The following is an 8579-nucleotide window of genomic DNA, read 5'->3' on the forward strand; positions in this document are numbered from 1 at the left end:
GGCGGCCGGCCCCCGTCCCGGCCGGGCCGCCTGCCTCGCCCGGTTTCCCTCCCATCCCACCCGTCCGTCGTGCCCACCGGCTGAGGTTGCGTTTCCCTGATGTCGAGTCACCACACCGCGTCCGCGCGGGAAGCAGCGCGGCTACCGTCGTACTGCTACGCCTTTCCGTACGACGTCGAAGTTGAAGGGGCGACCGCGGTATGAGTCTCGGCGACGAGCGCGGGTACGGCGAGTCCTCGCGCGGCGGGGACGACGGAGCGTACGGGGGTTACGCCGGCACCGGCCAGACCCGCACCCGCCTCCCCGAAGGCGGCGACCCCCGCCGCCCCCGCACCTCCTCCAGAAGCCTCGTCACCGTCGTCGGCGTGGTCGTCCTCCTCATCGCCGCGATCGCCTTCGCGAACCGGGGCGGCGGCGACTCCGACACCGACGGCACCTCCGACAAGGCGAAGACCGCGCCTACGGCGGCTTCGGGGGAACGGCCGGTGGAGACGAAGACGGCGGGTATTCCTACGGGGTATGCGCAGAGCGAGCAAGGGGCGGAGAGCGCGGCGACCAACTACGGCATCGCGCTGGGTTCGGCCGACATGTTCAACACAGAGCGGCGACACGAGATCGTCAGCACCGTCTACGCTCCCGATGTCGCCGCCGATCGTCAGAGCAAGCTCGACGAGGCGTTCTCCGGCGAGGATTTCCTGGCCAACATCGGCCTGAACAAGGACGGCTCCGCACCAAGCGGCCAGACCTTCGTCTCTCGCATCATCCCTGTGGGCACCAAAGTCACGAACTCCAGCGCCGACAAGGCCACGGTGGAGCTTTGGTACACCTCCCTCTTCGGCCTGTCAGGCGAGGGCTCTACAAACCCGGTGACCGAGAGCTGGTTCACGACGACGTACGAGTTGCAGTGGGTCGGTGGTGACTGGAAGGTCACCGACTTCACTCAGAAGGACGGCCCGGTCCCGGTCGGACGCGACCAGAGGGCTTCCACCGCCGAGGACATGACCAAGGCCGTCCAGGAGTACGGAGGGTTTACGTATGCCCGTTAAGCACGGCGTGCTCAGGGTCGCTGCGGTTGCCACGGCCGTTCAGGCCGCCATGGTGCTGATGGCCACCCATGCCTTCGCTGCCCCCACGCCCACACCCACACCCAGCCCTTCGGGCAGCAACAATCCGTGTGACCTCATCCGCGGCCCGGCCCAGGCGTACTGCGAACGAGGCGCCGGCGAAAAAGCCGACACCAGCACCCTCCCCAACGACGTAACCACCACCCTCGACCCCCTCTCCTCCCTCGCCCAGGGCTGCGCCGACGCCGCCTCCTGGACCGTCGACCAGCTCTCCAAGGCCGTCAACGAGACCGCGAACGTCGACTTCACGAACATGACGTTCCTGAAGCACTACGCGGTGGTCTTCGGCGCCTCGGCCATCCTCACCCTCGTGCTCTGGCTGCTCGCGGTGACGAAGCGAGCAGTACGCGGCGTGCCGTTCACGACGGCGATCTCGGAGGCCGTCGGCTTCCTCTGGCTGACCGTGCTGGCGTCGGCCTTCACTCCCCTGATCCTCTACACCGTCGTCTCGGCGACCGACGGCGTCAGCGACATCATCGCCAAGACGACCGGCAACCAGACCGACACGTTCTTCGGCACCTTCTCCGAGGCCCTGAAGCAGGGCAACGACATCGGCGGCGGCCCGATCATGCTGATCCTGGTGTCGCTGATCTCGATCGTCGCCGCCGGCGTGCTCTACCTGGAGCTGTACCTGAGGGCCGTCCTTCTCTACGTCGGCGCCCTCCTCGGCGTCGTGGTCTACGCCGGCCTCGTCGACAAGGACCTGTGGGGCCACGTCCGCCGCTGGGCGGGCATCATGATCGCGATCATCATGGTCAAGCCCGTCATCGTCATCGTGCTCGGCCTCGCGGGCGCCCTGACCACGTCGGAGGGCCCCGACTCCCTCGCCGCGATCGTCTCCGGCCTCGCCATCATCCTCCTCGCCATCTTCGCCTCGGCGATGATCTACCGCTTCGTCCCTGGCTTCGGCGACGAGATCGCCAACTCCCGCAACAACCGCATCATGCGCGGCGCCGAAGGCAAGGCCGCGGCCGTGATCAGCTCCCCGGCCACCCTCGTCGCCCAGGGCATCAAGACCCACAGCAGCAGGGCCGACAACAACGGCGGAGGCGGCGGCAGCAGTACCCCCCGCCAGGCCAACCCGGCCTCCGGCGGCGTGGCCGCCCACAGCTCGCGCACTCCGAGCGGAGGCGGCGGAACCGTCCCCTCCGCCGCGCCCCCGCCCCGTACGAGCCCGGCCAACACCCCCCACGCCAGTAACACCCGCAACAGCAACCGCACGGGAGGTGAAGGGCGTTGACGACCGAGTCCCATCTGTCCCATCCGGTCACGCCCCGCCGTACATATCTGATCGGCCGCGCCCGGCCGAACGCGATCATCGGCCGGAACCGCGAGTCCGGCGAGATCGCGTTGATCATCGCGGGCGCGTTCCTCGGCATGATGTGCGGCCTCCTCGTCCCGGTGCTCGTCCCGCGCATCGCCCTGCTGACGGGCTTCCCGCTGCTGGCACTGGCCGCGGTGTACGTGCCGTACAAGCGGCGGACGTTCTACAAGTGGTTCGAGATCAACCGCAGTTACAAGCGCAACCTGCGCAGGGGAACGGCCTACCGGTCCGCCGCCATGGAGGCCGGCACGCGCCTCGACGGCCGTGAGGTCGAGGTCGGGCCCCCTCCGGGCATCGGCCGCATCACCTGGCTGGCCGCGCCGTTCGGCCCGGACGAGATCGCCGTCCTGCTGCACGCGGACCGCCGTACCGTCACCGCCGCCATCGAGATCGAGGGCCCGGGCGTCGGCCTGCGCGACTCCGAGGACCAGGAAGCCCTCGTCGACCGCTTCGGCACCCTCCTCAAGCACGTGGCCAACGGCGACGGCTTCGTCACCCGTCTGCAGATGCTCGCCCGCACACTCCCGGCCGACCCGGACGCCCACGCCAAGGACGTCGCCCAGCGCGGCGACGAGCGCGCCCCCGGCTGGCTGCAGCAGTCGTACGAGCAACTGCAGTCCATGGTCTCCACGAGCAGCGAGCAGCACCGCGCCTACCTCGTCGCCTGTATGCACTACACCCGCGAGCTGGCCGCCGAGGCCCACGCCATGGCACGCGCGGCCCGACCCCAGGGCCGGAAGATGGACAAGGACGCGGGCCTCGCCGTAGTCATGGCCCGTGAACTGACGGACATCTGCTCGCGCCTCCAGGAGGCCGACATCCGCGTACGGCAGCCGCTCGGCCAGGGCCGCCTCGCCTCGCTCATCCACTCCATGTACGACCCGGACCACGCCATCGACCACATCCAGGCCATGACCAAGCGCAACGCCTGGCCGGCCGAGCTGGACGCGATGGAGCCGGACTACCTCCAGGCCAAGACCCGTGAGTCCTCCACCCGCGCCCCCTGGTGCCACGCCACGGCCTGGGTGAAGGAGTGGCCGATGACCCCGGTCGGCGTCAACTTCCTGGCCCCGCTCCTGGTCCACACCCCGGACGTCATCCGCACCGTCGCCGTCACCATGGACCTCGAACCCACCGAGGTAGCCATCGAACGCATGCTCACCGAAAAGACCAACGACGAGGCGGAGGCGTCCCGCGCCGCCAAGATGAACCGCACGGTCGACCCGCGTGACGTGGCCTCCCACTCCCGCCTCGACCAGCGCGGCGAGGACCTCGCCAGCGGCGCGGCCGGCGTCAACCTCGTCGGCTACATCACCGTCTCCTCCCGCTCTCCCGAGGCCCTGGCACGCGACAAGCGGACGATAAGGGCCTCGGCGGGCAAGTCGTACCTGAAACTGGAGTGGTGCGACCGGGAGCACCACAGAGCCTTCGTCAACACCCTCCCGTTCGCCACCGGAATCCGAAGGTAGGGCTGTCGCGATGCGGGATCATCCGATCCAACCGCACCTGGAGGTGAAGCGCTGATGCGGGACCCGATCTCCGCCCTCACCGACGCCTTCACGTCCTTCCTCTTCGGCAAGGTCGAGACGACCCGCCTCCCGGTGCGCACCTCCACCGGCCAGGCCCAGGCGGTCTACCTCCCGACCGCCGCCCCCGGCCTCGGCGACTCCGGCGTGATCATCGGCCGCGAGGTCTACTCCGGCAAGGGCTACATCTACGACCCCTTCCAGCTCTACGGCCAGCAGCTCCCCGCCCCGCACTGGCTCGTCCTCGGCGAGTCCGGCAACGGCAAGTCGGCCCTGGAGAAGACGTACGTCCTGCGGCAGTTGCGCTTCCGCGACCGTCAGGTCGTCGTCCTCGACGCCCAGGGCGAGGACGGCGTCGGCGAATGGAACCTCATCGCCGAGGAGCTGGGAATAACTCCCATCCGCCTGGACCCGACCGCCGCCCTGGACCACGGCATCCGCCTCAACCCCCTCGACCCCTCGATCACCACGACGGGCCAGCTCGCGCTGCTCCGCACGATCATCGAGGTCGCGATGGGCCACGGCCTGGACGAACGCTCCGGCTTCGCCCTCAAGGTCGCCCACGCCTACGTCAACGAGACCATCGTCGAACGCCAGCCGGTGCTCACCGACATCGTCGAGCAACTCCGCCACCCCGAGCCGGAGTCCGCGGAGGCGATGAACGTCGCCATAGACGACGTACGGGCGTGGGGCCTGGACGTGGCGCTGGTCCTGGACCGCCTGGTCGACGGTGACCTGCGCGGCATGTTCGACGGCCCCACCACGGTCGGCATCGACCTCGACGCCCCCCTCATCGTCTTCGACCTGTCCCACATCGACCGCAACTCCATCGCCATGCCCATCCTCATGGCGATCGTCGGCGTGTGGCTGGAGCACACCTGGATCCGCCCCGACCGGAAGAAGCGCATCTTCCTGGTCGAGGAGGCCTGGCACATCATCAACAGCCCCTTCGTCGCCCAGCTCTTCCAGCGCCTGCTGAAGTTCGGCCGACGGCTCGGCCTGTCCTTCGTCGCGGTCGTCCACCACCTGTCCGACGTCGTCGACGGCGCGGCGGCGAAGGAGGCGTCCGCGATCCTCAAGATGGCCTCCACCCGGACGATCTACGCCCAGAAAGCGGACGAGGCGAGGGCGACAGGCCGCGTCCTAGGCCTCCCCCGCTGGGCGGTGGAGATCATCCCCACCCTCACCCCCGGCATCGCCGTCTGGGACGTCAACGGCAACGTCCAGGTGGTCAAACACCTGATCACCGAGACCGAACGTCCCCTGGTCTTCACCGACCGCGCGATGACCGAATCATCGACCGAGCATCTGCTGGAGGAGGACGACGCCCTGCGCGCCGCCGAACTGGAGGCGGAGCAACGGGCGGCCGCGTTCGTCGAACAGCAACTGAGCGAGGTCGACGGATACGGCTCCTCCGAGTCCACGGTGGCCTGAGCGGGACCAGGACGAGCCGGAACAGGCAGAAGTTGGAACAGGGGCAGGGCTGGACGAGGTGACGGCGTGAGCGGCGTGGACGGCGTAAACGGCGTGAACGGCGTGAACGGCGGCGGAGGAAACAGCGTGAACGGCGGCGTGCGATGAGACCGGACGACCGACGCGACCGGCGCACCGAACAGGGCGGAGGCGGCGTCCCCGACGGACTGCTGATCGCCCTCCTCGGCTTCCTGGTGGGCCTGACCGTGCTCGTCTGGTCGGCCACCGGCCTGGCCGGCCTCTTCGCCCACGGCGCCTGGCCCGACCACGTCACCTTCGCCCGCACCCCCCTGGCCGTACGCAGCCTGGTCTCCGACCCCCAGAACCTCCCGGCCGCCTGGCCCGACACCCCCGCCGGCCACCTCTCCGGCTACGGCCTCTTCTGGGGCCTCGTCATCGGCCAGCTCATGATCCTGCTCGTCCTGACCGTCTTCGTCATGGGCACACTGGCCCGCTGGAGAACCGTACGAGCGACACAGAAGGCGGCCCGAGCCCAGAACAAGGGCACCGCCGCGCCAGCGCCCCCGACCGAACACCCCGGCCCCACCACACCGCACACCGGCACCCCCGCCACACCGCACACCGGAAGCCACGCCCAGAACACGGACCCGACCGCCGACGGCCCCACGGCACCCACCACCCCACCCCGGCCGCACGCCGGAGGCCACGCCCGGCACGGGACCACAGCGGCCGCCCACGGACACCCGACGGCCCCCGCCCCACCACACCCCGAGACCCCCACCCAGCACGGGACCCAGGCCCAGCGCCAGGCCTACGCGCACGAGGCCCGGCTCACCACCACGGCCGACGCCCCCGGGCAGCCGGCTCCTCCCGCCCCCGCCCATCCCGTGAGCCACAGCGGCGGCCTCGCTCCGCCCGCCGGGTTCCCCGCCGCGGCCTCGATCCCTTCCACGCCGGTGGTCCCCGAACCACGACACGGCACCCCCTCCGCCGCGTTCACGTCGGCGACCGAGGCCGGAGCCGCGGCCCCCTTCACACCCGGTGCCCCTCACCCGGGCGGCTGGGCGAAGGCCACGCCCACGGTCGTCCTCGGCCCCGCCGAGTCCCGACGCCCCGCCGCCGCCCAGGCCGTACGGGACGCCGAGGGCCCCGCCCTGGTGGTCACCTCCGACCCCGCCCTCTGGTCGGACACCAAGGACGCCCGCGCGAAACTGGGCCCGGTCCTCCTCTACGACCCCGCCCACCGCTGCGACACCCCGGCCCGCCTCCACTGGTCCCCTGTCACCGGCTGCGAGGACAAGCCGACGGCACTGGCCAGGGCGATCGCCCTCCTCGCCCCCATCCGCCCCACGGCCAGGATCGACCAGGCGATGGCGGACACGGCGGAGACGCTCCTGCGCAGCTACCTCCACGCCGCCGCCATAGACAGCCGCACCATCCGCCACCTGCACCGCTGGGCCCAGGGCAGCAACGTCCAGGAAGCGGTACGCATCCTCCGTACGAACCCGAAGGCGGTCCCCGGCGCGGCGGGCGAACTGGAGTCGGCTCTCACCTCGCACCCCGAACGCCGGGACATCGCCCAGCAGTTGACGGCACGGGCCCTCTCCGCCCTCTCCACGGTCAACGTCCGGGAATCCTGCACCCCGAACCGGGCGGACTCCCTGGTCCTGGATTCCTTCGTGCACGAGGGGGGAACGCTCTATGTGGTCGGCGACCCCATCGAGGACCCCAAGGCGAACCCTTCCGCCATGCCTCTTCTGACGGCCCTCGCCTCAAGCGTGGTCGAGCGCGGCCGGCGCATGGCCGAACGGTCATCCTCCGGCCGCCTCGACCCACCACTCACCCTGGTCCTGGACGACGTGGCGGCCGTGGCCCCGCTCCCCCAACTACCCGCCCTCCTCAGCGGCGGCCTCGGCCAGGGCCTTCCCACCCTGGCCCTCCTCCGCTCCCGCGAACAAGCCAGGTCCCGCTGGCCGAACGACGAACTCCCCCTGCCCTAGCGGCCGTCAGGTCTCACTCCCCCTCGGGCACGGCGTACCCGGGAACGGACGGCCACCGCACGGTCAGCACCACGGACTCCTCCTCCGCGACCCAGGAGTGGTCCACCCCGTGCCCCCACACGACATAGTCGCCCTGGCGTTCCAGCACGACACTGCGGCCGGGGAAGTCGACACGGAAACGACCGCTGACGAGCACCTGCAGAGCCGTACGTTCCTCGCCCCGCACCCACTGCGCCCGGGTGTCACCGCGCGGGTGGACGCCCCACTTGATCTCCACCTCGTCACTGTGCCGGGGATCGCCGTCCGGCTTGAAGTGACCGAGCAGCCAGCCACGGTCCAGCGCCGCGTCCTTGCCGGCATTGCCCACATACACACTGTCGTCCATGCCGCCGAAGCTAACACCAGCCGGCCCGGCACCCGCGCCTACACAAGATCCAGGACGCACTCCACCTCGCGTCCCACGGTGCCGTCGACCGTCTTCCCGCTGCGCATGAACCCGACCCGCCGGTAGAAGGCCTCGGCCCGCCCGTTGTCCTCGTGCACGAACAGCCGCGCCCGCTCGACCCCGATCCCACGGGCCCACTCCAGGGCGGCCGCGAACAGCGCCTCGCCCACGCCCTTCCCCCGGTGCCCGTCCCGCAGGAACACCCCGACCAGATGCCCCTGCCGCCGCTCGACGATCCCCCCGAAGAAGTCCCGCTCCCCGGCCTCCTCCACGAGCACGGTCACCGTCCCGACCCACTCGTCGCCCCCGGTCTCCGCGACGAGTTGCTGTCGCTGCCGCACCCCCTCCGCGGCACCCTCCGTCCGCTCCTTCCAGTACGCGTCCGACCGCTCCACGGCATCCTCGTACGTCTCCAGAAACGCCAGATGCGCGACCGGATCCCGCAACGCGGCGAGCCGCAACTCCCGTACCCGCCGCCACTCGTCGGCGCGTACGGACCGCACCGCGTACTCCTCGGGGACGGCGTTCTCAATGCTCGGCACCACACTCATGGCGGCCACCGTAGTGCCGGGGTACTACACCCTTCACCCGTTTTCCCGCCCCGGTCGGACGCCACGTCCTCCCAGAAAGTCCTGAAAACGCAGAAAGCCCCTGCCGGTAACCCGGCAGGGGCTCTCACACAATTTGTTCGGCGGCGTCCTACTCTCCCACAGGGTCCCCCCTGCA

At 70.4% G+C, this 8579-nt stretch carries 7 protein-coding genes; 5 read left to right on the plus strand and 2 right to left on the minus strand.

Features of this window, described 5'->3' with window-relative positions; genetic code table 11:
• Positions 1-200: 200 nt before the first annotated feature.
• From ACFY9I_RS38695 to ACFY9I_RS38715, 5 genes are all read left to right on the plus strand, one after another.
• A complete protein-coding gene (locus tag ACFY9I_RS38695) occupies positions 201-1046 on the plus strand; it encodes a hypothetical protein (protein WP_391011096.1) in 846 nt (281 codons plus the stop codon).
• Complete coding sequence (locus ACFY9I_RS38700; protein WP_391011098.1) at positions 1036-2364, plus strand: hypothetical protein; 1329 nt, start codon at positions 1036-1038, stop codon at positions 2362-2364. The genes ACFY9I_RS38695 and ACFY9I_RS38700 overlap by 11 nt, the downstream gene beginning before the upstream one ends.
• Entirely contained in the window at positions 2361-3917 is a 1557-nt protein-coding gene (locus ACFY9I_RS38705) for an SCO6880 family protein (RefSeq protein WP_391011101.1), read from the plus strand. The genes ACFY9I_RS38700 and ACFY9I_RS38705 overlap by 4 nt, the downstream gene beginning before the upstream one ends.
• Before the next feature lie 54 nt (positions 3918-3971).
• On the plus strand, positions 3972-5408 hold the full coding sequence (locus tag ACFY9I_RS38710; RefSeq protein WP_391011104.1) for an ATP-binding protein: 1437 nt from the start codon (positions 3972-3974) through the stop codon (positions 5406-5408).
• Between the two features lie 143 nt (positions 5409-5551).
• A complete protein-coding gene (locus ACFY9I_RS38715) occupies positions 5552-7408 on the plus strand; it encodes a type VI secretion protein (RefSeq protein ID WP_391011107.1) in 1857 nt (618 codons plus the stop codon).
• Between the two features lie 13 nt (positions 7409-7421).
• On the opposite strand, the gene ACFY9I_RS38720 is transcribed toward ACFY9I_RS38715, so the two are convergent.
• Both ACFY9I_RS38720 and ACFY9I_RS38725 read right to left on the minus strand, forming a co-directional pair.
• The gene (locus ACFY9I_RS38720; protein WP_391011110.1) at positions 7422-7793 is read right to left on the minus strand and encodes a signal peptidase I; all 372 of its coding nucleotides are present in this window, start codon (positions 7791-7793) and stop codon (positions 7422-7424) included.
• A gap of 38 nt (positions 7794-7831) precedes the next feature.
• On the minus strand, positions 7832-8404 hold the full coding sequence (locus ACFY9I_RS38725) for a GNAT family N-acetyltransferase (protein WP_391011113.1): 573 nt from the start codon (positions 8402-8404) through the stop codon (positions 7832-7834).
• Between the last annotated feature and the right edge of the window lie 175 nt (positions 8405-8579).

The sequence above is a fragment of the Streptomyces sp. NPDC012510 genome (assembly GCF_042955065.1).
Lineage (GTDB): Bacteria > Actinomycetota > Actinomycetes > Streptomycetales > Streptomycetaceae > Streptomyces.